Consider the following 24,006-nt stretch of genomic DNA (forward strand, 5'->3'; position numbering starts at 1 on the left):
ACACGTGCCCCGGACTGCCGTACGAGGTATGGCAGATGGCCTGCCGTGCCCGCCCCCGCTGTGCCACCATCCCGGTCATGGACGACCTGGTGGCGGGGGATCCGTCGCACATCGGCCCGTTCCGGCTGCTCGGCAGGCTCGGGGCCGGGGGCATGGGGCGGGTCTATCTGGCCCGGTCGGCGGGGGGACGCACGGTCGCGGTGAAACTCGTACAGGAGCGGTACGCCGACGAGCCCGAGTTCCGGCAGCGGTTCGCGCGCGAGGTGGCGGCGGCGCGGCGGGTGGGCGGCGAGTGGACCGCGCACGTCCTGGACGCGGACGTCGAGGCCGGGATCCCCTGGGTGGCGACGGCGTACGTGGCCGGTCCCAGCCTCCAGGACGTCGTGGACCGGGACTTCGGGCCGCTGCCCGAGCGTTCGCTGCTCGTCCTCGCCAACCGGCTCGCGCTCGCGCTGGCGGCGATCCACGGGGCCGGTCTCGTCCACCGCGACCTGAAGCCGTCCAACATCCTGCTCGCGGTGGACGGCCCGCGCGTCATCGACTTCGGGATCTCGCGCGCGCTGGACGTACTGACCGAGGGCCCGGCCCTCACCGGTACCGGCATGGTCATCGGCTCGCCCGGCTTCATGTCCCCCGAGCAGGTACGGGGCGAACGGGTCTCGGCGGCGAGCGACGTGTTCTGCCTGGGGTCCGTGCTGGCCTTCGCGGCGACGGGCCGGGCGCCGTTCGGCGGCCTCGCCGACGGCCACGGCCACGCGGCGGCCCTGATGTACCGCATCGCCCACGGCGAGCCCGACCTGGCGGGCGTACCCGCGCCCCTGCTCCCCCTCGTACGCGCCTGCCTGCGCAAGGATCCGGCGGGGCGGCCGACGCCGGACGAGATCGCCCGTCAGACGGCGGGCGAAGTCCCGGCGCACGGCTGGCTGCCACCGCAACTGCTGGCCCAACTGGCGTTGCGCAGCGCGGAGTTGCTGAACGCCGAGGGGATGCCAGCACCCCCTCCCCGCCGCGCGCGGGCGTACCGGCCGCCCGTGCCCGCGCCGGTCGCGTCCGGGCGTCACGACCCTCCTCCGCCGCCTCCGGCTTATTCGGGGCACGCGAGGCCTGCGGGGCCTGCGGGGCGCCCGCGCAGGCGCCTCGGCAGGAGCGTCCGCATCGCCGCCGCCGTCCTCATCGCCCTGGCCCTCGGCTGGTTCGTCGTACGGCCGCTCATCGTGCATGCCGTCGGCGACGGCTCCGGCGCCCCCTCCCCGTCCCCGTCCCCGGTCTCTTCAGAAAGACGGGCTGACGCGGAAACGGCGGCGGGGCCGCCGGTACACACGTACCGACGACCCCGTCAAAGCGGGCTCCTGGCCTACAGGAACGAGTTGATCTCGATCGTCTCGGTCCGGCCGGGGCCGACGCCGATCGCGGAGATCGGGGCGCCGGACATCTCCTCCAGCGCCTTCACGTACGCCTGCGCGTTCTTCGGCAGGTCGGAGAACGTCTGCGCCTTGGTGATGTCCTCGGACCAGCCCGGCAGCATCTCGTAGATCGGCTTCGCGTGGTGGAAGTCGGTCTGGCTGTAGGGCAGTTCCTCGACGCGCTTGCCGTCGATCTCGTACGCCACGCAGACCGGGATCTGCTCCCAGCCGGTGAGGACGTCGAGCTTGGTGAGGAAGAAGTCCGTGAGCCCGTTGACCCGCGTCGCGTAACGGGCGATCACCGCGTCGAACCAGCCGCAGCGGCGGTCGCGGCCGGTGGTGACACCGCGCTCGCCGCCGATGCGGCGCAGGTCCTCGCCGTCCTGGTCGAACAGCTCGGTCGGGAACGGTCCCGCGCCGACGCGGGTCGTGTACGCCTTCAGGATGCCGATGACGCGGCTGATCTTCGTGGGGCCCACGCCCGCACCCGTGCAGGCGCCGCCCGCGGTCGGGTTCGACGAGGTCACGAAGGGATACGTGCCGTGGTCGACGTCGAGCAGCGTGCCCTGGCCGCCCTCGAAGAGGACGACCTTGCCCTCGTCGATGGCGCTGTTCAGGATCAGCGTCGTGTCCGCCACGAACGGCTTGATCTGCTCCGCGTACTGGAGCATCTCCTCGACGATCTTCCCGGCCTCGATGGCGCGCCGGTTGTAGACCTTGGCGAGCAGCTGGTTCTTGCCGTCCAGCGCCGCCTCGACCTTCTGCTGAAGGATCGACTCGTCGTACAGGTCCTGGACGCGGATGCCGACGCGGTTGATCTTGTCCGCGTACGTCGGGCCGATGCCGCGACCGGTCGTACCGATCTTGCGGGAGCCGAGGAACCGTTCCGCCACCTTGTCGAGGGTGACGTTGTACGGGGTGATCAGGTGAGCGTTACCGCTGATGAGCAGCTTGGACGTGTCGACGCCGCGCTCGTTCAGCCCGCTCAGCTCGGAGAGCAGGACCGCCGGGTCGACGACGACTCCGTTGCCGATGACCGGGGTACACCCCGGCGAGAGGATCCCGGAAGGGAGAAGATGCAGCGCGTACTTCTGGTCGCCGACGACGACGGTGTGGCCGGCGTTGTTGCCGCCCTGGTAACGCACTACATAGTCAACGGATCCACCGAGGAGGTCGGTGGCCTTTCCCTTGCCCTCGTCACCCCACTGAGCACCGAGCAGCACAAGTGCGGGCACAGGCGTACACCCCTTCCGGGCGGGGCATGTCCAAGGTCAGGGGCGTGTCGCCGCCTCACCAATGTGCCCCGGAATAGACGAAGCCCCTGGCGCAATAGCGCAAGGGGCTCTTGCACAAAGATGCTACCCGAGGAAGGACCGAAGTGTCGGCTGCCGACCAGCTACTGGTGGTCATCGACCCGGTCGCCCGCCGTATCGACGGCGAGTCCGTACGGATCGCGAAAGATGTGCTGTGCGCGGGTGCGCAGGCGAAAATATGCTGGCCGGAGGGGGTGGAGGAGTTCTCCCGTGCCCTGTCGCGGCGGGGGTCGCGACGGCCGGTCGTGGTCGGCGACGACCGCGCGCTACTACGTACGGTGACGTTACTGCAGCAGGAACGTGACCTGGCGGGCCTCGCCCTCTCCATGGTCCCGGTCGGAACCGCCCCGTCCCTGGAACTCGCCAGGTCACTGGGGGTGCCGACGGGCGCGGTCGCGGCGGCGCGGGCGGTCCTGGAGGGCGAGCCGCGACGGCTGGACCTGCTGGTCGACGACTGCGGTGGGGTGGTGCTGGGGGGCGTGCGCGTGGAGGCCCCCTCGGTCCCGGCCCCGTCGGGTCCCACGGTGTGGGGCGCGTGCCGGTCCCTGGTCCGGAACCTGGTGGGCGCGCCGGGGCGGGCTTCCGTGGCCGCGTTCCGGCTGCGGGTGGAGGTGGACGGGGTGCTCCTGGCGGACGAGCCCCTGACGGGCGTCTCGGCGTCGGCGTCCTCCGGCTTCGCCCGGGTGGTGGTCGAGGGGCGGGGGCGGGTCTGTGCGGAGGCCGGGCGGATGGTGACGGTTTCCGTGTCGGGGTGCCTGCCCCCGGGTGACGGTGGGGAGGGGTTTCGGTACCGGGCGGATCAGGTGGTCACGGGGCCGGTGCGGAGCCGTACGTGGACGGTGGGGGTGGACGGCTGGACGCTGACGCTCCCGCGTCCTTCGGCCCCCACCCCGCCCCTTCCCTAAACCCTCCGGGGGTGGGTGGGGGTGGAGGTGGTTCTCCCGGGGGCTACGCCCCCGGACCCCAAGCGGGGCTCCGCCCCTGCACCCCGCGTCGGGGGTGTTCTTCTGCGGACCGTGCTGGGTTGCTCGCGCAGTTCCCACCGGCCCGCAGACGGATGACAACCGCCGGAGGCTTTCGGGAAGGGGTGGGGTGGGGGGAAAGGGGCGCCCGCCCCCGCCGGGCCGCAGACAAGGGAACCAGGGCCGGGGGCGCAGCCCCCGAGGGGGTGCCGGGGCTGCGCCCCGGGAAGGAACATCCGCATGGATACCCCCTTCGCCCCCACCGACCCCCACTTCACCGCCGACCCCTACCCCGCGTACGCGGAACTCAGAGCCACCGGCAGAGCCCTGCACCACCCGCCCACGAACCAGTGGCTGATCCCCCACCACGCGGACGTCTCCGCCCTCCTGCGCGACCGCCGCCTCGGCCGCACCTACCTCCACCGCTTCACCCACGAGGAGTTCGGCCGCACCCCGCCACCCGCCTCCCACGAACCGTTCCACCGCCTCAACGACAGCGGCATGCTCGACCTGGAGGCCCCGGACCACACCCGGATCCGCCGCCTGGTCCAGAAGGCGTTCACGCCCCGTACGGTGGCGGGGCTGACCCCGTACGTACGCCGAACCGCCGCCGCCCTCGTAGGCGCGCTCGTCGAGAAGGGCGGCGGCGACCTCCTCAGCGAGGTCGCCGAACCCCTCCCCGTCGCCGTGATCGCCGAAATGCTCGGCATCCCCGCCGCCGACCGCGCCCTCCTGCGCCCCTGGTCGGCGGCGATCTGCGGAATGTACGAGCTGAACCCGGACGAGGAGACGGCCGCCCGCGCGGTCCGCGCGTCCCTCGAATTCGAGGCGTATCTCAAGGACTTGATCACCGCCCGCCGCAACGCCCCCGCCACCGACCTGATCACGGCCCTCATCTCGGCCCACGACGAGGGCGACAGCCTCAGCGAGCAGGAGATGATCGCCACCTGCGTACTGCTCCTGAACGCGGGCCATGAGGCCACGGTGAACACCACCGCCAACGGCTGGTGGACCCTGCTGCGCCACGAGGACCAGCTCGCCGCCCTGCGCGCCGACCACACGCTCCTGTCCACAGCTGTGGAGGAACTGCTCCGCTACGACACCCCGCTCCAGCTCTTCGAACGCTGGGTCCTGGAGGACATCGAGGTCGGCGGCACCACGATCCCCCGGGGCTCGGAGGTGGCGCTCCTGTTCGGCTCCGCCAACCGCGACCCGGCCGTCTTCGACCACCCCGACACCCTCGACCTCACCCGCCCCGACAACCCCCACATCAGCTTCGGCGCGGGCATCCACTACTGCCTGGGCGCGCCCCTGGCCCGTATCGAACTAACGGAACTCTTCACGGAGTTGCTGACCCGGGCCCCCACCCTCCACCTCTCCACGGACCCGTCCCGGGCCCCACGCCGAAAGCCCGGGTACGTGATCCGGGGCCTGGAGAGCCTCGCGGTGGAGCTCTAGGGCCTGCGCCCGGCCCACTCCAGCGGACTTCGCCATCCACCACGACGTCGGACGCGGTCAGGCCGAGGGCCCGGGCAATGCCGACGGACGCGTCATGTCCCGGATGGATGTACGCGACCAGCTCGTCCACGCCGTGCGCGCGCAGCCATTGCGCCATGGCGAGCGCCCCTTCCCGCCCGTAGCCATGCCCCTGGTGGCCGACGCCGATCACCCACGCGAGCGACGCCTCCAGACGCCCGGCGGCCGGGCGGTGCAGCGTGGCCTGGACCGTGCCGACCAACTGCCCGTCCGACGCCCGGCGCAGCATCCAGTTCAGCCACCCCTGTGAACCGTCCGGCGACCGGCCCGCCGACTGCCGTACGTACCGGGCTTCGAGCTCGTCGAGCGAACTGGGCGCCCCGCCGGTCCAGTCATGAAGCCGCACATCGTCGAAGACCACCACGGCCTCCCGCGCATGCTCGACACGCAACGGCTCCAGTCGGAGGGCGAGCCGTCATCAGCGGAACCGCGGCGAGCCAGGATGCAGAAGTGGACATCGGCGCACTGTAGCCATTCAGCCCTTCAGCCCTTCAGCCCTGAACGGGGACGCCCCTGCTCCACAGCTCCTCGGCATGTTCCGTGAACCTGTCGAACATCCCCCCGGAGCCATGACGACGCAGGTGCAACAGTGGGGAGTCGTGTCCGACCAGCCGTGCCAGATGGGGCGTGACCAACGCGTCGTCGTCGAACCGGAAGACTGACAGGCTCACATGGTTGATCGCGTCGAGAGGCGCGCTGAATCGCGCCTCCAGCCCGTCCAGGGCACCGAGGCGGTCCAGGTTCTCCAGAGTGATCCGAACGCGCGTGGACACTTTGAGGGCCACGTCCTCGATCGTCTCCCGCTGCCTGGTCACCTCCCCGTCCGGGTTGCCGAGGAGGAACCTGACCCGACAGCCCGACTCGGCCTTCTGCCGGACGGTCTCGGCGAACGCGGGAACCTGGGTCCAGAAGAAGTAGTTGGTGTACCCGGACAGGAAGATCTCCGACTTGGCGGACCCCACGAGGTCGGCCCACAGCGTGGAGGGGCATGCGGATCGGTACGGGTAGCTGTGCGCCAGCTCGCGGTCGTTGCCGGTCTTGATTCGGTCCCTGACTGCTTGCGGCCAGATCACGTCCCCCTCGGCGTGGACGTTCGGGCCTTGCCCGACCGTAGCGCCGAAAGGCTCAACTGTCCTCGCGCAAGGGGGAGATACGTCCCCTTGGTCTCCTCGCACTGGGAGACTCCAAGTGAGGAGTCCCAGCGTCCCCGCCGCTACTACAAGCTCACCGGCGAGGGCGTGCAGGCCGCGCGCCTGGAGCTGGCCCAGCGCTCCCTCGACAGTGCCACCGGATGCCCCGGCACCGGACGCCCCGCCACCGGAAACGCCCGATGACCGGCCCCGCCGCTCTCCCGGAGCCGGCAGCGCGTTTGGCTGGCCGCGTGATCCGTGCCGCGTGCTGGGCCTTACCCCATGCCGAGCGGGCCGAGCGGGAACTGGAGTGGACCGCCGAGGCCCAGGCCGTCGCCGAGGACACGGATGTCCATCTGCCAGGCCTGCGCGCGGTGTGGTTCGCCCTGAGCCTGCTGCTCCACGCACGTGCCACCCGCGGCACACACGCCGCCCCGGCACAACCAACGCACCACCGCACGATTCGTGACATCATCCCCGGCCACGTCGACAGCGTTCAGATCATCGCCTTCGTCGTCGCCACCTTCGCCGAAGTCGTCCTAGGCGCGGCGCCTTCTTCGGCGTCGCCGCCGTCGCCGCCGTCGCCGCCAGGTATTGGTGGGGGTGAGGGAGTGACGGGTGCGGTGGGAGGGTTCGTGTTGGGCTGGCCATGGTGGGCTTCGTTGTCAGTCGCGTTCGCATGGCCACTGGCCTACATATGTAGGCTCGCGTGCCGGTACCGGTTGTTGTCCAAGGCGCTGGACAAGGTCGCTCCAGACCACGTGCCGGAGATCGCGGCGTTCATCAACGGCGACCAGGCCGCGGCCGCACCGGCACCCGAACACCCGCGGAACGCCCCCGCCCGACGCCGGTGACCTCATGGACAGGGGTCCTTGACCGAGTGTCGGATGCAGGGCTCCTCGCCGGTGCCGCATGGAGCGCCCCAGCACGGTCCGCAGCCGCACGCTACGACGGGGTGATCAGGCGGGTTTCGTACGCGTACACCGCCGCCTGGGTCCGGTCACGGAGGCCCAGTTTCACCAGTACCCGGCTCACATGCGTCTTGATCGTCGACTCCGCCACCACCAACCGGTCCGCGATCTCCGCGTTGGAGAGGCCCTGGGCGATCAGGATCAGAACCTCCGTCTCGCGGTCGGTCAGCTCCTCCACGTGCACCGCCCCCGACGCCGTCCGCCGCGTCGGCGAGACCCGGGCGAACTCGGTGATCAGGCGGCGGGTGACCGACGGCGCGAGGAGGGCTTCGCCGGAGGCCACCACCCGTACACCCTCGGCCAGTTGACGCGCCGACGCGTCCTTCAACAGGAAGCCCGACGCCCCCGCCCGCAGCGCCTGGTACACGTACTCGTCCAGGTCGAACGTCGTCAGGACCAGCACCCGCGCGTCCGTGTCCGACGCCACGATCTCGCGCGTCGCGTCGATGCCGTTCATCCCCGGCATGCGGATGTCCATCAGGACGACGTCCGGGCGCAGTTCGCGCACCTTGGCCACCGCCTCCCGGCCGTCGACCGCCTCGCCGATCACCTCGATGTCCCGCTGGGCGTTGAGCAGCACCGAGAACCCCTCGCGGACCATCATCTGGTCGTCGACGATCAGGACCCGTACGCCGGACCCGCCATCCGCGCCCGTACCCGTCCCCGTACCCGTACCCGTACCCGTACCCGTACCCGTACCCGTACCCGTGGTCATGCTCCCGGTGCCTCCACCGTCATCGCCACCGGGATGAACACCGCCACCTCGTACCCGCCGTCCGCCACCGGCTCCGCCGTCATCTCGCCCCCCAGCATCGCCACCCGCTCCCGCATGCCCGTGATGCCGTGGCCGCTGCCGGGGGAGGCGGCGGCCGGGCCCGTCGGCGGGCCGTTCACGATACGCAGACCGACCCCGCCGAGGACGTACGCGACCTCGACCCGCGCCGCCGCACCCGGCGCGTGGCGCAGCGTGTTGCTCAGGGCCTCCTGGATGATGCGGTAGGCGGACAGCTCGACGCCCTGCGGGAGTTCGCGCACCGCGCCCGTCACGGTCTTCGTCACGTCGAGCCCGGCGTCGCGTACGTTCGCGAGCAGTGCGTCGAGGTCGGCGAGGGTGGGCTGGGGGGCGTCCGGCGCCTCGTAGTCCGCCGCGCGTACGACACCGAGCACGCGGCGCAGTTCGGTGAGCGCGGCCACCGCGTTCTCCCGGATGGTCGCGAACGCCTGGGCCAGCTCGGGCGGCGTGTTCTCCACGCGGTACGGGGCCGCCTCGGCCTGGATGGCGACGACCGACATATGGTGCGCGACGACGTCGTGGAGCTCGCGCGCGATGGTCGTACGCTCCTCCAGGACCGCCCTCTTGTCGCGTTCGAAGGCCGTCACCGACTGCTCGGCGGTGATCTTGTGCTCGGCTTCCCGGCGAATGCTCACGACGACGGCGATCAGCAGCAGGATGGCGGACGTGACGGCCATCGGACCGGTGTCGGCGCCGTACGAACGGTTGGTGGCGAAGTCCATCGTCGTACCGAGGACCAGCGTGAGCACCCACATCCAGGCGGCGGTCCTCGGGCGGGTGCGCAGGGTCACCACGACCATCACGGCGAGCTGCGCGACGAACGCGCCCGGCGTCCACGGCCACGCCCCCAGGCCGTTGCCGAACCCCAACGACGTGAGCACGGTGGCCGCGCACACCAGCCACCACGCGCCGACCGGGCGCACCAGCGACATCGCGACCGGCGCGCCCGTGATCAGGCCCGCCAGCGCCCAGGGGACGCCGGTGGCGTTCACCTCGCTGGAGTTGTACGAGAACAGCGCCGAGACGAGCGCCACGAACAGCACGGCCGCGTGCGGGATCCAGGCGGCCCCCCGGCGCAGCCGGCCGGGCAGCCGCCGGGCGATCGGGCCGTCCGTCCGCCTCGGCCGCAACGGCCGGTAGGCGAACGCGTCACGGAACAGGTCCTCGCGCAGCCCGCCGAACATGTCCATGGCGAGCAGGTACTCGGGACTGCGCCGGGGGCCGCCGGACGCGGTGGTGTGGCTGGTTGTCTCGGTCACGGTGCCACGGTAGGCGCGGGGGGTGTGCGAGGGCGTCCCCTGTGGTGCTGATCCTGCGGCATCCGTCTCAGGTACTACCTGCGGGTCGTGCCGCCTTCCTGGTCGTTCTCACCGGTCGTTCTCAGTACGCGAGCTGCGCGATCTCCTCCGCGACGACCGCGCAGGCGTCGGCGGACGGGTCGATGAGCGGGAAGTGGCCGACGCCTTCGAGCAGGGTGAGCCCGACGGTCTCACCGGCGGTCGCGGCGGCGTCCACGTACGCCTCGGCCACGGCCTGCGGGACCACGACGTCGTCGCGGCCCTGGACGACGGTGGTGGCGATGCCGGTGGGAAGGAGGGCGGCCGGGTCTGCGGACTTCCGCCGCTCCTCGAATTCCTTCTCCCCGCCGAGGAGTTGGAGCACGGCCCCGTCGCATACGTCCAGCTCGACCGCTTTGGTGAAGTGGGCGATCGGGGCCAGGGCGACTACGCCCCGCAGGGGTACGGGGGTGGCGGTGCGCCAGGGGGAGTCCGCCGGGAGGCCGTGGCGGGCCGCGGCCCACAGCGCGAGGTGGCCGCCGGCCGAGTGCCCGGTGAGGACGGTACGGCGCGGGTCGGCCTGGGGGAGGTGGGTGCGGACGAGTGCGGGGAGGGCGTCCAGGGCGGCGGCCACGTCGTCGAACGTCTCCGGCCAGCGGCCGGCGGGCGGTCCGCCGCCCTGCAGCGGGAGCAGGCCGCCGCGGCGGTACTCGACGCTGGCCACGGCGAATCCCCGGCGGGCCAGGAAGTCCACGAACGGGGTGAGGTGGCGCCGGTCGAACGCGCCGCGCCAGGCGCCGCCGTGCAGGGCGACGACGAGGGGGGCGTCGGTGATCTCCGTCCGGGGTGCGTAGAAGTCGACCAGTTGGTCGGGGTGGGGGCCGTACGCGGCGGTGGCGTCGGGGTCGACGGTGGGATGCGAGAAGGCCGAGGCCGCCTCGGCGGCGTCGCGGGCGGCGGCGGAGTCGTTCATGCCTCGACCTCTCGGGGACGTGGGGGTGGCGTGGCGGGAGGGACGGTATCAGCGATCTTGCACGAGTCGGGGCGTCGCCCCGAACCCCGTTTTTGTCTGCGAGCCGGTGGGGGCTGGTCGCGCCCGCGCGGCGGAGCCGCAAATCGACACAGCCCCGCGCCCCTTAGATGGGCCCTTCGGGCCCTCCTTCAGGGGCGCGGGGAACTGCGCGAGCAACCCAGCACGGTCCGCAGACAAAGCGGGGTGCAGGGGCGCAGCCCGTCGTGGGGGCTAATCCAGGGCTGCCGACAGCGCGCGCGCCGCCCGCTCCGCGTCCCCGAACCCCACGTACAGCGGCGTGAAGCCGAAGCGCAGGACGTCGGGGCGGCGGAAGTCGCCGACGACGCCCGCCGCTATCAGCGCGGTCATCACCGACCCCGCGTCCGCGCAGCGCAGGGCGACCTGACTGCCCCGCTCCGCATGCGCGGACGGCGTCACCGACGACACCCGCCCGTCCGGCACATACGCCGCCACGCACTCCAGGAAGAAGTCCGTGAGCGCCAGCGACTTGGCCCGGACGGAGTCGATCGAGACACCCGTCCAGACGTCCAGCGCGGACTCCAGGGCCAGCATGGACAGGATGTCCGGGGTGCCGACCCGCCCCCGTACCGCGCCCGCCCCCGGCACGTACTCCGCCCGCATCCCGAAGGGGTCCTCGTGCGAGTTCCAGCCGGGCAGCGGCGAGTCGAAGCGCGGCTGGTGGTCGACGCGTACGTAGATGTACGCGGGCGAACCCGGCCCGCCGTTCAGGTACTTGTAGGTGCAGCCCACCGCGAAGTCGACCCCGTGCGCGTCGAGCCCGACCGGCAGCGCGCCCGCGCTGTGGCACAGGTCCCAGACCGCGAGCGCCCCCGCCGCGTGCGCGGCGGCGGTGATGCCGGGCAGGTCGTGGAGGCGGCCCGTGCGGTAGTCGACGTGGTTCATCAGGATCGCCGCCGTACGCGGCCCGAGCGCACCGGTCATCCCGCCCGGCGCCACCGCCCGTACCGTACGGCCCGTCATCCGCGCGGCGGACCGCGCCACGTAGCCGTCCGTGGGGAACGTCGACTCGTCCACCAGGATCTCGTCCCGCTCGGACGGCGCCAGCCGCACGGCCGCGACCAGGGCCTTGAAGACGTTGACGCTCGTCGAGTCGCCCACCACTATCCGGCCCGGAGCGGCGCCGACCAGCGGCGCGATGCGGTCGCCGATCCGCTCGGGCGCCGTCCACCAGCCGCTCTCGTCCCAGGACCGGATGCGCAGCTCGCCCCACTCGTGGGCGATGACCTCCTGCATACGGGCCGGGACGTGGCGCGGCAGCGCGCCCAGCGAGTTGCCGTCGAGGTAGACGGTCTTGTCGTCCAGGGCGAACAGGTCGCGGTGCTTGGCGAGTTCGTCTGCGGCGTCCAGCGCCGCGGCCTTGGCAGCCAGGGACTCAGACATGGCTGCGCGCCGTCCACAGCTCGGGGAACACGTTCTTCGCGGCGCGCTTCTCCAGCCACGCCACGCCCGCCGAACCGCCCGTACCGGTCTTCGCGCCCATCGCTCTCCTCGTCGCCACCAGATGGTCGTTGCGCCAGCGCCACACCAGCTCGCCCACATCGGTCAACGCCTCGCCCAGGCGTACGAGTTCCCCGTTCTGGTCCCCCGCGTAAAGTTCCGTCCAGACCGCCTCGACCTCGGGCGACGGCTCGTACCGCTGCGAGAGGTCGCGGTCCAGGACGGCGCGCGGCACCGCGTATCCGCGGCGCGCGAGCAGGGCCAGCACCTCGTCGTACAGGCTGGGTTGGTGCAGCGCCTTCTCCAGCTCCGCATGCGCGCGCGGCGCGCCCCGGTGCGGCACCAGCATGGACGCGGACTTGTCGCCGAGCAGGAACTCCATGCGCCGGTACATCGCCGACTGGAAGCCGGAGCCCTCGCCGAGCGCCGAGCGGTAGGAGTTGAACTGCGCGGGGGTCAGCTGGGCGAGCGGCGTCCAGGACGCGTTGAGCGCCTCCAGCTCGCGTACGGACCGCTTCAGCGCGTCGACGGCGACGGGCACCCGGTCCTCGCGCAACGCGCGCGACGCGGTCTCCCACTCGTGGACGATCACGGTGAACCACAGCTCCATGACCTGCGTGGTCACCAGGAAGACCATCTCGCCGGGGTCGTCCGAGCGCAGCTGCTGGAGGTGGGTGAGCACGTCCGCCTGGACGTAGTCCTCGTACGGGGTGGTGCCCGCGAAGTCCAGATTGGGGGCTTCGGCCGTGTCAGTGGCTGCCTGGGCTCCGGTTTCGACCGGTTCGGACATCTTTGATGACATCGCTGTCTCCTCGACGTGTCCGGGTAGCGGTCCGCCCCTTCCTTCATCGGCATGGGAGCCCCGGTCCCCACCCGCATCATAAGCACGCGCGGGGCGCCCTCGTCAGGGGCCGGGGCCGACGCCGACGGGAGCGGACGGGGCGGGGCTCAGGGGACCGACGGGCCGGTGACGAAGGTGCCGTCGGCGGTGTACGGCCACGCGTTGGAGGTGCAGCCGTGGAGACCCTTGATCTGCTGCATCATCACGGGCGCCGCCTTGCCCGGACCCGGGCAGGACATGTGCTGGTGGAAGCCGATCATGTGGCCGATCTCGTGGTTGATGATCAGATGCCGGTACTCGGCGGGCGGCCCGTCGTACTGCGGGGACCCCGTCACCCACCGCTTGAGATTGACCACGACACCGTCGACGACCTCGCAGTTCAGCTCGCCGTGGGTGCCGCCCGTGGAGGCGCAGAGCCGGTCCGTGGTGGCCGGGGTGGCGATCTTTATCGTCACGTCGGCGTCGTCGTCCCCCGAGACCAGCTGGAACCGGCCACGGCCGTGCGCCGCCCAGCTGCGCGGGTGGGCGAGTATCGCCTCGATCTCGGTGGCGGCCTCGCGCGGCGAGACGTCCGCACCGTCCTCTACGAGGACCTTGTAGCGCCACAGCGGCCCGCTGGAGCCGACGGGGCTGCCGGAGGCCTTGGCGGTGGTGAAGGTGCCGGGGCCGGAGGCGGGGACGTCGTGGGCCGAGTCCTTCCCGGGCTTCGACGGGGGCGTGGCAGGGGTCGCCACGGGCAGCGGGGCGCGGACGCCCAGCGGGGACTCGGCGGCGATGCCGGGCTCACGACCGGCGCCGCCCCCGGTGCCGTGCCACTCGGCGAGTGCGGCACCCGCGATGAGGGAGAGGCCGAGCACGCCGCCCACGAGGAGGACCGGGCGTCTGTCGCGGCGACGTGCGCGGGTGCGGGCTCGCTTTCCCAAGACGGACTTCTCCCCATGGTGCGGCTGGAGTTGGGGGGAAGAGGTGTGGGGCCTCGTGCGCCAGCGGTGGTTTCGACAGTGTGTGCGAGCGTACCGCCCGTACGTCATATGTACGGGCGGTACGCGGCGTGTCGGCTCGGCGCGGCGCGCCTCGGCTCAGCCCAGCGTGTCGGCGGCGAGCGGGGACGAGTCGCGCAGGAAGGTGGTGCAGCGCTCGTACTCCTCCTGCTCGCCGATGGCCTGGGCGGCCCGGGCGAGGGCGTGCAGGGCCCGCAGGAACCCGCGGTTGGGCTCGTGCTCCCACGGCACCGGCCCGTGGCCCTTCCAGCCGGCGCGGCGCAGCGAGTCGAGGCCGCGGTGGTAGCCGGTGCGGGCGTACGCGTACGACTCGACGGTGCGGCCCGCGTCGAACGCGTCGTCCGCGAGCTGGGCCCAGGCGAGGGAGGACGTGGGGTACTTCGCCGCGACGTCGGCGGGGGCCGTGCCCTGCGCGAGGAGCTCGCGGGGTTCGGGGTCGTCGGGGAGGTGGGTCGGGGCGGGGCCGCCGAGCAGGTTCTCGTGAATGGACATGCGGTCCAGTCTGCCCGGTGGACGCAACTACCGGGGCGCCGCCCCGAGCCCCGTTTCCGCCTGCGGCGGGCAAATTCCCCACCCCGCCCCTTCCCGAAACCCTCCGGCGGTTGTCGTGCGTCTGCGGGCCGGTGGGAACTGCGCGAGCAACCCAGCACGATCCGCAGCCGAAGTACCCGCCCGCCCAGGGTCACACCCCCCGGTCACGCTCCAGCGGGGGCCCGGCGACACCGCAGGACACCCGGCACTCCGGATGGCACGCCGCCACCGGCGGACGCCGGACCGTCAGGAAGGCCAGCAGCGAACCCACCACCAACACCCCCGCACACACCGGCATCGCCCGCCGAAACGTCGCGCCGAACTCCGCCGCCGAGCGGTACGCCGACGGCCCCATCCCCGTCAGCAGCGGCAGCGCCGCCACCGCGATCAGCCCCGCCGCCCGCGCCGCCGCGTTGTTGATGCCGCTCGCCAGCCCCGCCCGCCCCGCGTCCACCGCGCCCAGCACCGTCGCGGTGAGCGGCGCCACCAGGGTCACCATGCCGAGGCCGAGGACGACGACGGCCGGGAGCACGTCCCGTACGTATGACGCGCCCTCCCCCACCCGCAGCATCAGCAGCATCCCGCCCGCGCACAGCAGCGGCCCGACGGTGAGCGGCACGCGCGGCCCGATCCGCTCGCCCAGCGCGCCCGAGCGGGCCGAGAGCAGGAGCATCAGGGCCGTCGTGGGGAGCAGGGCCGCGCCCGCGCCCAGCGCCGAGTAGCCCGCCACCACCTGGAGCTGGAGCGCCGCCAGGAAGAAGAAACCGGCGAACGCCGCGTACACGCACACCGTCACCAGGTTCACCGCCGTGAACTGGCGCGACGCGAAGATCTCCGGCGGCAGCATGGGGTCCGGCAGGCGCCGCTCCAAGCGGATGAAGGCCGCGCCCAGGACCACGCCCGCCAGCGCCGTCCCGATCACCACCGGCGACGCGCCCCGCTCCGGCGCGGCGATCAGCGCGTACGTCAGGAGCGCGAGGGACAGCGCGCCGAGCAGCGCCCCGACCACGTCGAAGCGCGCGGTGTGCACGCGCGCGTCCCGCGACTCCGGTACGTGCCGCAGCGCCACCGGGACGCACAGCGCGGCCAGCGGCACGTTCAGCAGGAAGACCCAGCGCCAGCCGGGGCCGTCCACCAGCCAGCCGCCGAGGAACGGCCCGACGGCCGCCCCGACCCCGCCGAGCCCGGACCAGACGCCGACCGCCCGGGCCCGGTCGTCGGGGTGGAAGCTCGCCTGGATCAGGGCGAGCGAGCCGGGGGTCAGGAGCGCCCCGCCGATGCCCTGGAGGGCGCGCGCGGCGATCAGTACGCCCGCGTCGGGCGCGATGCCGCAGAGCAGCGACCCGGCGGCGAACCAGCCGACGCCGACGACGAACACCTTGCGGCGCCCGTACCGGTCCCCCAGCGCCCCGCCGAGCAGGATCAGCCCGGCGAGCGTGAGCATGTAGGCGTTGACGGTCCACTGCAGGACCGCCATGTCGGCGTCCAGGTCGCGGCCGATGCGCGGCAGCGCCACATTGACCACGGTCGAGTCGAGCATCGCCATCCCCGACCCGAGCACGGTCGTGAACAGCACCCACCGCCCCGCCGGGGTCCCCATGCGCACGCTGTCCGCCACAGCGCCACTGTCCCCCACCGGACGCCTTCGCGACACCCGGGCGCGAAAACGCGACAGGCCCGGCGCCCCCCGAGGGAGTGCCGGGCCCGTGCGTACGGACCTACTTCAGCCTGGTACTTACTTGAGCTTCGTACCGGTCGAGCGCAGGTTCGCGCACGCCTCGGTGACGCGCTTGGCCATCGACGCCTCGGCCAGCTTGCCCCAGGTGCGCGGGTCGTACGTCGACTTCTTGCCGACCTCGCCGTCGACCTTCAGGACGCCGTCGTAGTTGCGGAACATGTGGTCCGCGACCGGGCGCGTGAAGGCGTACTGGGTGTCGGTGTCGAGGTTCATCTTCACGACGCCGTTCTCCAGCGCGGTCGCGATCTCCTGCTCGGAGGAGCCGGAGCCGCCGTGGAAGACGAAGTCGAACGGGGAGGCCTTGCCGTACTTGGCGGAGACACCCTCCTGGAGGTCCTTCAGGAGCTCCGGACGCAGCACGACGTTGCCCGGCTTGTAGACGCCGTGCACGTTGCCGAACGAGGCGGCCAGCAGGTAGCGGCCCTTCTCGCCCAGGCCGAGCGCCTCGGCGGTGCGCAGCGCGTCGTCGACGGTCGTGTACAGCTCGTCGTTGATCTCGTGGCTGACGCCGTCCTCCTCGCCGCCGGTCGGGGTGATCTCGACCTCAAGGATGATCTTCGCGGCGGCGGCCTTGGCGAGCAGCTCCTGGCCGATGGCCAGGTTGTCGGCCAGGGTCTCGGCGGAGCCGTCCCACATGTGCGACTGGAAGAGCGGGTTCAGGCCCTTGGCGACGCGCTCGGCGGACACCTCGATCAGCGGACGTACGTAGCCGTCCAGCTTGTCCTTGGGGCAGTGGTCGGTGTGGAGCGCGACCGTGATGTCGTACTTCGCCGCCACGACGTGGGCGAACTCGGCCAGGGCGACCGCGCCGGTCACCATGTCCTTGTTGTACTGGCCACCCAGGAACTCGGCACCGCCGGTGGAGATCTGGATGATGCCGTCGCTCTCGGCCTCCGCGAAGCCGCGCAGGGCAGCGTGCAGGGTCTGCGTCGAGGTCACGTTGATGGCCGGGTAGGCGAACTTGCCTGCCTTCGCCCGGTCGAGCATCTCGTTGTAGACCTCGGGGGTTGCGATGGGCATCTGTCCGCTCCTTGTGATGTGCGGGGTGTGCAGTATGTGCTGGCCCTGACCTGGGGGCGACGTCATCGTCGCGGCCCATCTTTCCAGACTCTGCGGGCGGCACCACCACCCCGCGTACGCCCGAGGGGGCGGTGGTTTCACGTGAAACCACCGCCCCCTCGGGGAAACCGCAGGTCAAGGCTTAGCCGAGGCCGAGCTCGTCCAGGGCGTAGGCGTACACGTACGGGACGCCCGCACCCTCGGTGATCTTCTCGGCGGCGCCGGTGGCGCGGTCCACGATGGTGGCGACGGCCACGACCTCGGCGCCGGCCGCGCGGACCGCCTCGACGGCGGTCAGCGGGGAGCCGCCGGTGGTGGAGGTGTCCTCGACGACCAGGACCCGGCGGCCCTTGATCTCCGGGCCCTCGACCTGGCGCTGCATGCCGTGGGCCTTGGCGGCCTTGCGGACGACGAAGGCGTCCAGGGTCTTTCCGCGCGCGGCGGCGGCGTGCAGCATCGCGGTCGCGACCGGGTCGGCGCCCATGGTCAGACCGCCCACGGCGTCGAAGTCGAGGTCGGCCGTGAGGTCGAGCAGCACCTGGCCGACCAGCGGCGCGGCGGCGCCGTCCAGCGTGACCCGGCGCAGGTCGACGTAGTAGTCGGCCTCCAGACCCGAGGAGAGGGTCACCTTGCCGTGCACCACGGCCTTGTCCTTGATCTGCTGGAGCAGGTCAGCGCGTACGTCAGTCATGCCTACGAGCTTACGGGCCGGGGCGCACCCCCTCCGCTCACCGGCCGGGGCGGCTCACCGGCGGCTCACAGACCGCGCCAGCTCCAGGTCGCGGTCAGCTCCAGCGGGTCCACCGGCGTGACCAGCCGGGGGAGGGTGTTGAGGCCGTTGGGCGGGCCGGACTGCGGCTCCACGCACACCGCCTCGGCCTGCTCGTCGTAGACGACGACCCACTCGGTGGAGCTGGTCACCCGCAGCTCCAGCTGCTCGGGCCAGGTGAGGGTGACGTCGACGCCGTCGGGCATCCCGAAGCAGTCGTCCCACGGGCCGGGCCTCGGGTCGATACGGCGGCCGGTCGGCAGATGGTCCTCGCCGCGCTCCTCCTGCCAGGCGGGCGTGAAGCCGACCCGGACGTCCTCGCCGCCGAGGTTGCGCAGGAACCACGGGTGCCAGCCGAGCTGGGCCGGGAAGGAGTCGCCGTACGTCTCGACGCCCATGGAGAGCGTCAGCGCGCTCTCGGAGAGCTCGAAGATCTGGGTGACCCGGCCGGGGTAGGGCCAGGGGTCGGTGAGGTCGTACGTGAAGTGGGCCTCGGCGGCGCCGGACTCGGTGCGCCCGACGCGGGCGGGGCGCCACTCGGTGTCGCGGCCGGTGCCGTGGATGGCGTGCGGCGGGGAGTTGAGCGGCATCCGGTACTTGGTGCCGCCGTTGCGGAACTCGCCGTTCTCGATCCGGCCGCACCACGGGACCATCGGGAAGCAGCCGTACTTGTCGCCCTGGCGCAGCAGCTCCGTACCGCCGACGCGCAGGCTCTCGATCCGGCATCCGTTGTCCGGACGGACCGTCAACTCGGCATCGCCGGCCGCCAGCCGGACCCTCTTGTCGCTACTCACACACCCGACACTACTTGCGCCCCGCATGCGGCGGCGTCACCGGCGCCGCCGCAGCGCGCGGCCGACCACGACGGCCGAGGCCAGCGCGAGCGCGGCGGCCGGGGCGACCCAGCGCAGGGTCGCGCTCGCGCCGACACCGGCGGGCGCGGGCACGGGGGCGTACCGGCCGCGCGGCGGCGCGTGGTCGACCTCCTCGGCGCTGCGCCCGATCATGGTCCGCCGCGCGTGCGCGGCCTCGGCGGGCGCGTAGTCCGCGTCCCTGGGCGGATCGAACTCGTCCTCGGCGAGCGGGTCGAGGGAGGGCGGCGGGACGGCGGTGTCGAAGACGGAGGAGCCTTCGGCGTGACCGGTCGGGTCGGTGGCGTGGGGGTCGGTGGCTTCGCCGTCTGCCGGGGCGGCCGTGTCGGGCTCGGCGGCGTCCCTCGACGCGGGCGCGTCGAGCCCGGCCGCGCCGTCCGCCTCGGCGGCGACGGCCTCATCGGCGTCCGCTCCCGCTGCGGCATCCCCGGCGGCGCCGGGTGGCGCCGCGTCGTCCGCCTCCCGCGCCGTGTCCCCGGCGCCGGGGACCGGCTCGGACCCGTCCCCGCGCACGGCATCGCCCGGGACGCCCGACGCCCCCTCGCCCGTTCCCTCCGCGTCAGCGGCAAGGGCCGAGGCGAAACGGTCCAGCAGACGCGTTCCGGAGGACTGGATCGCCGTCGCCGGGGACGACGCGGCGCGGCCGTCCGCCGTGGCCGACGCCGTGAACGTCAGGGTCGTGCCGTGCGGCGCCGGGGCGAGGCGGAGCGTGAGGGAGAGCTTCGCGGCGCCCGTGCCGCGCACCTCCGTGCCCTCGGCCTCGACGCCGAACGCGTCGGGGTCGAGCTCGGTGATCCGCAGCGTGCCCCGGTAGGTGATGGTGTGGCCGTCGACGCGCAGCCGCAGCCGGCCGGCCACCGGTGGCTCGCCCGCGTCCTGTTGCAGACCGGGCACACAGCGGGCGACCCGCGCCGGGTCGCGCAGCGTGCGGCGCAGTGACGGGGCCTCGACCGGAACGAACACCTCATGCTCCATGAGAACCGAGCCTACTCAGGGGTGGCCGCCGCGTCCCCGTAAACGCCACGCCCGAGCGGCCGCACCGGCCCCGGGGACCCGCGCCTCACCCCGTGTACCGGGGATGCACCAGCGTCGACGGCGGCAGGTCCACGCGCGGGCGGGCGTACGCCAGGGGCTCCAGCTCGGGCGGCAGCGGCGCCGCCGGGGCCGCGCTCGCACAGGCCAGGACGAAGCCCCAGTCGTGCGGCGCGGTCGAGCCGGAGGCGCGGTCGGGGCCCGCCGTGAAGCCGGTGAGGCGCCCGGTCGCGCGGTACGGCACGGTCCGAAGACCGGCCGCCCGTACCGTCGACTCCACCGTCCAGTACGTCCGCTCCCGGGTCGCCACCGGGCCCGCGTGCACCACGATCCGCCCGCCGGGCGCGAGGACGCGGGCCGCGAGGCCGAAGAACTCCTCCGAGTAGAGCTTGGTGCTCGGCGTGATGCCCGGGTCCGGCAGATCGGAGATCACCACGTCGTACGGTCCCGTCGCGCGCCCGGGGCCGCGCAGCCAGCCGAACGCGTCGGCCACCACCGGCACCACCCGCCGGTCGTCGTACGCGTGCCCGTTCAGCGCCGACAGGGCCGGGTCGTGGCGGGCCAACTCGACCACGCCCGCGTCCAGTTCGACCAGCGTCACCGAGGTCACCCCCGGATAGCGCAGCACCTCGCGGGCGGCCAGGCCGTCGCCGCCGCCGAGGACCAGCACGCGGCCGTGCGGCCCGGAGTCCATCGCGGGGCGCACCAGCGCCGAGTGGTAGCGGTACTCGTCTCGGCCGCTGACACGCAGGCGGCCGTCCAGGAAGAGGTCGAGGGGGCCGCCGGGGCCGTGTCCGGTGCGGCTGCCGGTCAGCACGATCTCCTGCACCCCGGTCTGCACGGCGACCCGCACCTGGCCCCCGTACACCGCGCGGCGCGCGGCCTGTTCGAAGTCGCCGACCAGCGCGGTGGTGGTGGCCAGGATCGCGAGGACCAGCACGTTCGCCGCGAACAGCCACCACCGCGCGCGTCGCGTGAGGTCGCGCCGGAACAGCCACAGCACCAGCGCGCCGCCCGCGACCGCGTTGACCGCGCCGGTGAGCAGCGCGCCGGTCAGCTGCCCGAGCAGCGGCAGCAGCAGGAACGGGAAGGCGAGGCCGCCGACAAGGGCGCCCACGTAGTCGGCGGCGAACAGGTCGGCGACCGTGCCGCCCGGGTCCTGCCGCGAGACGCGCTGGATCAGGGTCATCAGGAGCGGGATCTCCGCGCCGATGAGCACGCCGATCGCCAGCGAGAACGCCACCAGCGCGTACCGCGCGCCGCCGAACCAGGCGAACGTCGCGTACAGGACCATCGCCGAGCAGCCGCCGACCAGCGCGAGGGCGGCCTCGATCACTCCGAAGCCGACGGCGGCGCGCAGCCGCAGCCGTTTGGCGAGCAGCGAGCCGATGCCCATGGCGAAGACCATCACGGACAGCACGACGGACGCCTGGGTGACCGAGTCGCCGATCAAGTACGAGGCGAGGGCGACCAGTTCGAGTTCGTACACGAGTCCGCAGGCGGCGCAGATGAAGACGATGCCGAGCACGATGAACCGCGCGGTGCTGCGCCGGGGCGCCGGCGGCGGGATGCCACAGGGCAGAACGGGCACAGACGGTTCGATCATGATGGGAACGCTACGTCACGACTCGCCCGCATCCTGTCACCCACAAGGGTGCAACTAGCGCACGGCGGAGGGAATTACGTCCTCCACGGTAGCGCCGCACCCCCTCGGACCTGCACAGGGCGGCACCGCGTGCGGACGCGCCGCGCGCAACCTCGCGCACGCGCTTTCAGAGGGCTACGGGAGACCTCATCCGGACGCCGACCCTCGTACGGGTGACCACCAACTGCCCTTCCTGCGGATACGCGTGCCAGGTGCGCCAGCGGACCTGGCCCTCGGCGCGCTGCGCCAGCATCGCGGTGAACGCGTACGGCGAGCCCGGGAACGTGCCCGCCAGGCCGTGCGGATGGTCGGCGACGAGCGCGAGCAGTTCCTGCGCGCGCCCCGCGAACGAGCCCCCGGTCAGCGTCTCCACGCGCGCGGCGAACTCGTACTCCCACTCCCCGAGACGTTTCGCCACCCCCAGCGGCAAGGGTGTGCTGCTGCCGGGCATACAGGCGACGGTCTCCGAACAGAAGCCCTTCTCCTCCTCCAGGAGCACCTGGTGGGAGGCGCCGAGAAGTCTCAACTGGAGCTTCGCGCCGGACAGTTCGAGATCGAGGACGGCCAGTGCGGGCAGCGGCTCCCGGCCCAGGGCCCAGGCGAGGTCACTCGCACGCGTGTCGGTGTAGACGGTCTTGAGAGTGGTGAGCATGGGTGGGCTCCGCAAAACACACATGGGGAGGGTGGACGACCGGGGTCACCCCGGAACCGGTGCGAGGGAAGGGGGGACCGCCTGCTCGGGTCCGCCCGGTGGGGGTCCGTGGGCTGCGCTTCTCAACAGCGAGGGAATCATGAACTACGCGCCGCTCACAGCGTTTTTACCCAACTTGACGTGGTTTCCATCCCCTGGGATGCAACACGGTTCAACTGTTCAAGCAACGGGTGCACACGACAGCGCCCGGCGGGTGTTGACCCACCGAGCGCGCGGAAGGGGCGTGCGGACTCCATCAGCTGCCCCGTGTCAGCCGGAAGAGCCGCAACTGCCGCCCCCGCAGGACGAACCGCCCCCGCAGCCGGAGTGACCGCCGCCGCACGAGTGGCCGCCGTGGTGGCCGCCACCGCCACCGTGGTGCCCGCCACCGCCGCCGCTGTCACCGGCCCACCAGCTCGACCCGGCCGCGCTCGAACCGCCCGCCCCGTACGACCGCGACCGCTTGCGGCGGCTCCCCCCGAGCCCCCGCGCCACGAGGACCACGAACAGCACCATCACACCGGCCGCGATGATGAATCCCATCTCCCCCACCGTCCTTCCCCCGTACGCGAATCCCGTACGCGAACTCGTGCGTGACAGGGGGATTCCCTCGGCCGTCCAGGGCGAACACACACTTGAGCAAGTCCAGAGGTTCCGCGCAGGATGGCGGCCATGACCTCCAGCGCGCGCCCACCGCTCAACCGCCGCCTCGCCGAGTTCGGGACCACGGTCTTCGCCGAGATGTCCGCCCTCGCGGCCCGGACCGGCTCCATCAACCTCGGCCAGGGCTTCCCCGACACCGACGGCCCCGAGGAGATCCGCGAGGCGGCCGTGCGGGCGCTGCGCGACGGCCGGGGCAACCAGTACCCACCGGGCCCGGGCGTGCCCGAGCTGCGCGCCGCGATCGCGGACCACCAGGAACGGCTCTACGGGCTCTCCTTCGACCCGGACCGCGAGGTGCTGGTGACGGCGGGCGCCACCGAGGCGATCGCGGCCGCGCTGCTCGCGCTGGTGGAGCCGGGCGACGAGGTGATCGCCCTTGAGCCGTACTACGACTCGTACGCGGCCTGTGTGGCGATGGCGGGCGGCACGCGCGTGCCGGTGACATTGCGCCCCGACGGCGGCCGCTACCACCTGGACCTGGACGAGCTGCGCGCCGCCGTCACCCCGCGCACCCGCCTCATCCTGCTCAACACCCCGCACAACCCGACCGGGACCGTACTGACCCGCGAGGAGCTGACCGCGATCGCGGAGCTGGCCTGCGAGCGGGATCTGCTGGTGGTCACCGACGAGGTGTACGAGCACCTGGTCTTCGACGGCGAGCACGTCCCGATCGCGACGCTGCCGGGGATGCGCGGACGCACGGTCACCATCGGCTCGGCGGGCAAGACGTTCTCCTTCACCGGCTGGAAGGTCGGCTGGGTGACGGCCGCCCCCGAGCTCGTCACGGCCGTACGCTCCGCGAAGCAGTTCCTGACGTACGTGGCCTCCGGCCCCTTCCAGTACGCGGTCGCCGAGGCGCTGCGGCTGCCGCCGACGTACTTCGACGGGCTGCGCGCGGACCTGCGGGGCAAGCGGGACCTGCTGAGCGCGGGGCTCGCGGCCGCCGGGTTCACGGTCTACGAACCGGCCGGCACGTACTTCGTCACCACCGACATCCGGCCGCTCGGCGAGAGCGACGGCTTCGCCTTCTGCCGCGCGCTGCCGCAGCGCTGCGGAGTCGTCGCGATCCCCAACGCCGTCTTCTACGACCACCGGGACGCGGGCGCGCCTTTCGTCCGATTCGCGTTCTGCAAGAGGGAGAGTGTGCTCGAAGAGGCCGTCTCCCGGCTGAAGGCGCTCGCGGGCCGGCCGTAGGCCCGTGGAACGGCCGAACCCGCCGCTGTCACGGCGACACGCGTACGGGCGGGCGGCCGGGCCCGGTTGTACCCGGTCGGCTGCCCAGCGGTCG

23 protein-coding genes and 1 pseudogene are annotated in these 24,006 nt (G+C 72.6%); 6 read left to right on the plus strand and 18 right to left on the minus strand.

Annotation, left to right across the window (positions count from 1 at the left end; all coding sequences use genetic code 11):
* Positions 1-152: 152 nt before the first annotated feature.
* Positions 153-830 (plus strand): annotated as a pseudogene (locus ACGFRG_RS06980) (serine/threonine-protein kinase); the annotation flags it as partial.
* 524 nt (positions 831-1,354) lie between these two features.
* Here the strand turns inward: ACGFRG_RS06980 and ACGFRG_RS06985 are convergent.
* Positions 1,355-2,638 carry an adenylosuccinate synthase gene (locus ACGFRG_RS06985; RefSeq protein ID WP_393262083.1) on the minus strand — a complete coding sequence of 428 codons (1,284 nt, stop codon included), beginning with the start codon at positions 2,636-2,638 and terminating at the stop codon, positions 1,355-1,357.
* Between the two features lie 143 nt (positions 2,639-2,781).
* Between ACGFRG_RS06985 and ACGFRG_RS06990 the strand changes: the two genes are divergently transcribed.
* Both ACGFRG_RS06990 and ACGFRG_RS06995 read left to right on the plus strand, forming a co-directional pair.
* Positions 2,782-3,621 (plus strand): diacylglycerol kinase, encoded by an 840-nt coding sequence (locus tag ACGFRG_RS06990; protein WP_393262085.1) that lies wholly within the window; start codon positions 2,782-2,784, stop codon positions 3,619-3,621.
* A gap of 297 nt (positions 3,622-3,918) precedes the next feature.
* Positions 3,919-5,136, plus strand: coding sequence for a cytochrome P450 (locus tag ACGFRG_RS06995; protein WP_393262088.1), 1,218 nt, complete (start codon positions 3,919-3,921; stop codon positions 5,134-5,136).
* Here ACGFRG_RS06995 and ACGFRG_RS07000 read toward each other — a convergent pair.
* Positions 5,018-5,578, minus strand: coding sequence for a GNAT family N-acetyltransferase (locus tag ACGFRG_RS07000; protein ID WP_393262700.1), 561 nt, complete (start codon positions 5,576-5,578; stop codon positions 5,018-5,020). The two genes, ACGFRG_RS06995 and ACGFRG_RS07000, sit on opposite strands and share 119 nt — an antisense overlap.
* A gap of 127 nt (positions 5,579-5,705) precedes the next feature.
* A complete protein-coding gene (locus tag ACGFRG_RS07005; protein WP_393262091.1) occupies positions 5,706-6,287 on the minus strand; it encodes an XRE family transcriptional regulator in 582 nt (193 codons plus the stop codon).
* 87 nt (positions 6,288-6,374) lie between these two features.
* Between ACGFRG_RS07005 and ACGFRG_RS07010 the strand changes: the two genes are divergently transcribed.
* The gene (locus ACGFRG_RS07010; RefSeq protein WP_393262094.1) at positions 6,375-6,548 is read left to right on the plus strand and encodes a hypothetical protein; all 174 of its coding nucleotides are present in this window, start codon (positions 6,375-6,377) and stop codon (positions 6,546-6,548) included.
* Positions 6,549-6,595: 47 nt separating this feature from the next.
* Positions 6,596-7,198, plus strand: a complete 603-nt coding sequence (locus ACGFRG_RS07015; RefSeq protein WP_393262097.1) for a hypothetical protein — start codon at positions 6,596-6,598, stop codon at positions 7,196-7,198.
* 91 nt (positions 7,199-7,289) lie between these two features.
* Here ACGFRG_RS07015 and ACGFRG_RS07020 read toward each other — a convergent pair whose 3' ends face one another.
* From ACGFRG_RS07020 to ACGFRG_RS07090, 15 genes are all read right to left on the minus strand, one after another.
* Positions 7,290-8,030, minus strand: coding sequence for a response regulator (locus ACGFRG_RS07020; RefSeq protein ID WP_393262100.1), 741 nt, complete (start codon positions 8,028-8,030; stop codon positions 7,290-7,292).
* Positions 8,027-9,367, minus strand: a complete 1,341-nt coding sequence (locus ACGFRG_RS07025) for a histidine kinase (protein ID WP_393262103.1) — start codon at positions 9,365-9,367, stop codon at positions 8,027-8,029. Before ACGFRG_RS07025 ends, ACGFRG_RS07020 begins: the two co-directional genes overlap by 4 nt.
* 121 nt (positions 9,368-9,488) lie before the next feature.
* Positions 9,489-10,358 (minus strand): alpha/beta hydrolase, encoded by an 870-nt coding sequence (locus ACGFRG_RS07030; protein ID WP_393262106.1) that lies wholly within the window; start codon positions 10,356-10,358, stop codon positions 9,489-9,491.
* A gap of 270 nt (positions 10,359-10,628) precedes the next feature.
* On the minus strand, positions 10,629-11,819 hold the full coding sequence (gene kynU / locus ACGFRG_RS07035) for a kynureninase (RefSeq protein ID WP_393262108.1): 1,191 nt from the start codon (positions 11,817-11,819) through the stop codon (positions 10,629-10,631).
* Positions 11,812-12,666: a tryptophan 2,3-dioxygenase family protein gene (locus ACGFRG_RS07040; protein ID WP_393262702.1), complete on the minus strand. Its 855-nt coding sequence runs from the start codon at positions 12,664-12,666 to the stop codon at positions 11,812-11,814. The genes kynU and ACGFRG_RS07040 overlap by 8 nt, the downstream gene beginning before the upstream one ends.
* Before the next feature lie 158 nt (positions 12,667-12,824).
* Complete coding sequence (locus ACGFRG_RS07045) at positions 12,825-13,640, minus strand: DUF3152 domain-containing protein (RefSeq protein ID WP_393262111.1); 816 nt, start codon at positions 13,638-13,640, stop codon at positions 12,825-12,827.
* Positions 13,641-13,796: 156 nt separating this feature from the next.
* Positions 13,797-14,210 carry a DUF3151 domain-containing protein gene (locus ACGFRG_RS07050; protein WP_361428620.1) on the minus strand — a complete coding sequence of 138 codons (414 nt, stop codon included), beginning with the start codon at positions 14,208-14,210 and terminating at the stop codon, positions 13,797-13,799.
* 190 nt (positions 14,211-14,400) lie between these two features.
* On the minus strand, positions 14,401-15,849 hold the full coding sequence (locus ACGFRG_RS07055; RefSeq protein WP_361432163.1) for an MFS transporter: 1,449 nt from the start codon (positions 15,847-15,849) through the stop codon (positions 14,401-14,403).
* A 135-nt stretch (positions 15,850-15,984) separates the two neighbouring features.
* On the minus strand, positions 15,985-17,007 hold the full coding sequence (gene fbaA / locus ACGFRG_RS07060; RefSeq protein WP_361432049.1) for a class II fructose-bisphosphate aldolase: 1,023 nt from the start codon (positions 17,005-17,007) through the stop codon (positions 15,985-15,987).
* A 181-nt stretch (positions 17,008-17,188) separates the two neighbouring features.
* Complete coding sequence (gene pyrE, locus ACGFRG_RS07065; protein ID WP_393262114.1) at positions 17,189-17,737, minus strand: orotate phosphoribosyltransferase; 549 nt, start codon at positions 17,735-17,737, stop codon at positions 17,189-17,191.
* Between the two features lie 65 nt (positions 17,738-17,802).
* The gene (locus tag ACGFRG_RS07070; RefSeq protein WP_393262116.1) at positions 17,803-18,609 is read right to left on the minus strand and encodes an aldose 1-epimerase; all 807 of its coding nucleotides are present in this window, start codon (positions 18,607-18,609) and stop codon (positions 17,803-17,805) included.
* Between the two features lie 36 nt (positions 18,610-18,645).
* The gene (locus ACGFRG_RS07075; RefSeq protein WP_393262119.1) at positions 18,646-19,662 is read right to left on the minus strand and encodes an SRPBCC family protein; all 1,017 of its coding nucleotides are present in this window, start codon (positions 19,660-19,662) and stop codon (positions 18,646-18,648) included.
* 85 nt (positions 19,663-19,747) lie between these two features.
* On the minus strand, positions 19,748-21,325 hold the full coding sequence (locus ACGFRG_RS07080; RefSeq protein WP_393262121.1) for a polyamine aminopropyltransferase: 1,578 nt from the start codon (positions 21,323-21,325) through the stop codon (positions 19,748-19,750).
* Positions 21,326-21,491: 166 nt separating this feature from the next.
* Positions 21,492-22,016 carry a DUF2617 family protein gene (locus ACGFRG_RS07085; RefSeq protein WP_361432061.1) on the minus strand — a complete coding sequence of 175 codons (525 nt, stop codon included), beginning with the start codon at positions 22,014-22,016 and terminating at the stop codon, positions 21,492-21,494.
* A gap of 309 nt (positions 22,017-22,325) precedes the next feature.
* Positions 22,326-22,598: a hypothetical protein gene (locus tag ACGFRG_RS07090; RefSeq protein WP_361432063.1), complete on the minus strand. Its 273-nt coding sequence runs from the start codon at positions 22,596-22,598 to the stop codon at positions 22,326-22,328.
* A gap of 120 nt (positions 22,599-22,718) precedes the next feature.
* On the opposite strand from ACGFRG_RS07090, the gene ACGFRG_RS07095 reads away from it, so the two are divergent.
* Entirely contained in the window at positions 22,719-23,912 is a 1,194-nt protein-coding gene (locus ACGFRG_RS07095; RefSeq protein WP_361432065.1) for a pyridoxal phosphate-dependent aminotransferase, read from the plus strand.
* The last annotated feature ends 94 nt before the right edge of the window (positions 23,913-24,006 follow it).

This window comes from Streptomyces sp. NPDC048696 (genome assembly GCF_043198895.1).
In the GTDB taxonomy this organism is placed as follows: domain Bacteria; phylum Actinomycetota; class Actinomycetes; order Streptomycetales; family Streptomycetaceae; genus Streptomyces.

What these genes read in the sequence shown, in the direction of transcription:
- ACGFRG_RS06995 (WP_393262088.1), top strand. Translation starts at nt 3,919, where the DNA reads ATGGATACCCCCTTCGCCCCCACCGACCCCCACTTCACCGCCGACCCC.
- ACGFRG_RS07020 (WP_393262100.1), bottom strand. Translation starts at nt 8,030, where the DNA reads ATGACCACGGGTACGGGTACGGGTACGGGTACGGGTACGGGTACGGGT.
- ACGFRG_RS07030 (WP_393262106.1), bottom strand. Translation starts at nt 10,358, where the DNA reads ATGAACGACTCCGCCGCCGCCCGCGACGCCGCCGAGGCGGCCTCGGCC.
- kynU (WP_393262108.1), bottom strand. Translation starts at nt 11,819, where the DNA reads ATGTCTGAGTCCCTGGCTGCCAAGGCCGCGGCGCTGGACGCCGCAGAC.
- ACGFRG_RS07040 (WP_393262702.1), bottom strand. Translation starts at nt 12,666, where the DNA reads ATGTCCGAACCGGTCGAAACCGGAGCCCAGGCAGCCACTGACACGGCC.
- ACGFRG_RS07050 (WP_361428620.1), bottom strand. Translation starts at nt 14,210, where the DNA reads ATGTCCATTCACGAGAACCTGCTCGGCGGCCCCGCCCCGACCCACCTC.
- ACGFRG_RS07055 (WP_361432163.1), bottom strand. Translation starts at nt 15,849, where the DNA reads ATGGGGACCCCGGCGGGGCGGTGGGTGCTGTTCACGACCGTGCTCGGG.
- fbaA (WP_361432049.1), bottom strand. Translation starts at nt 17,007, where the DNA reads ATGCCCATCGCAACCCCCGAGGTCTACAACGAGATGCTCGACCGGGCG.
- pyrE (WP_393262114.1), bottom strand. Translation starts at nt 17,737, where the DNA reads ATGACTGACGTACGCGCTGACCTGCTCCAGCAGATCAAGGACAAGGCC.
- ACGFRG_RS07075 (WP_393262119.1), bottom strand. Translation starts at nt 19,662, where the DNA reads ATGGAGCATGAGGTGTTCGTTCCGGTCGAGGCCCCGTCACTGCGCCGC.
- ACGFRG_RS07080 (WP_393262121.1), bottom strand. Translation starts at nt 21,325, where the DNA reads ATGATCGAACCGTCTGTGCCCGTTCTGCCCTGTGGCATCCCGCCGCCG.
- ACGFRG_RS07085 (WP_361432061.1), bottom strand. Translation starts at nt 22,016, where the DNA reads ATGCTCACCACTCTCAAGACCGTCTACACCGACACGCGTGCGAGTGAC.
- ACGFRG_RS07090 (WP_361432063.1), bottom strand. Translation starts at nt 22,598, where the DNA reads ATGGGATTCATCATCGCGGCCGGTGTGATGGTGCTGTTCGTGGTCCTC.
- ACGFRG_RS07095 (WP_361432065.1), top strand. Translation starts at nt 22,719, where the DNA reads ATGGCGGCCATGACCTCCAGCGCGCGCCCACCGCTCAACCGCCGCCTC.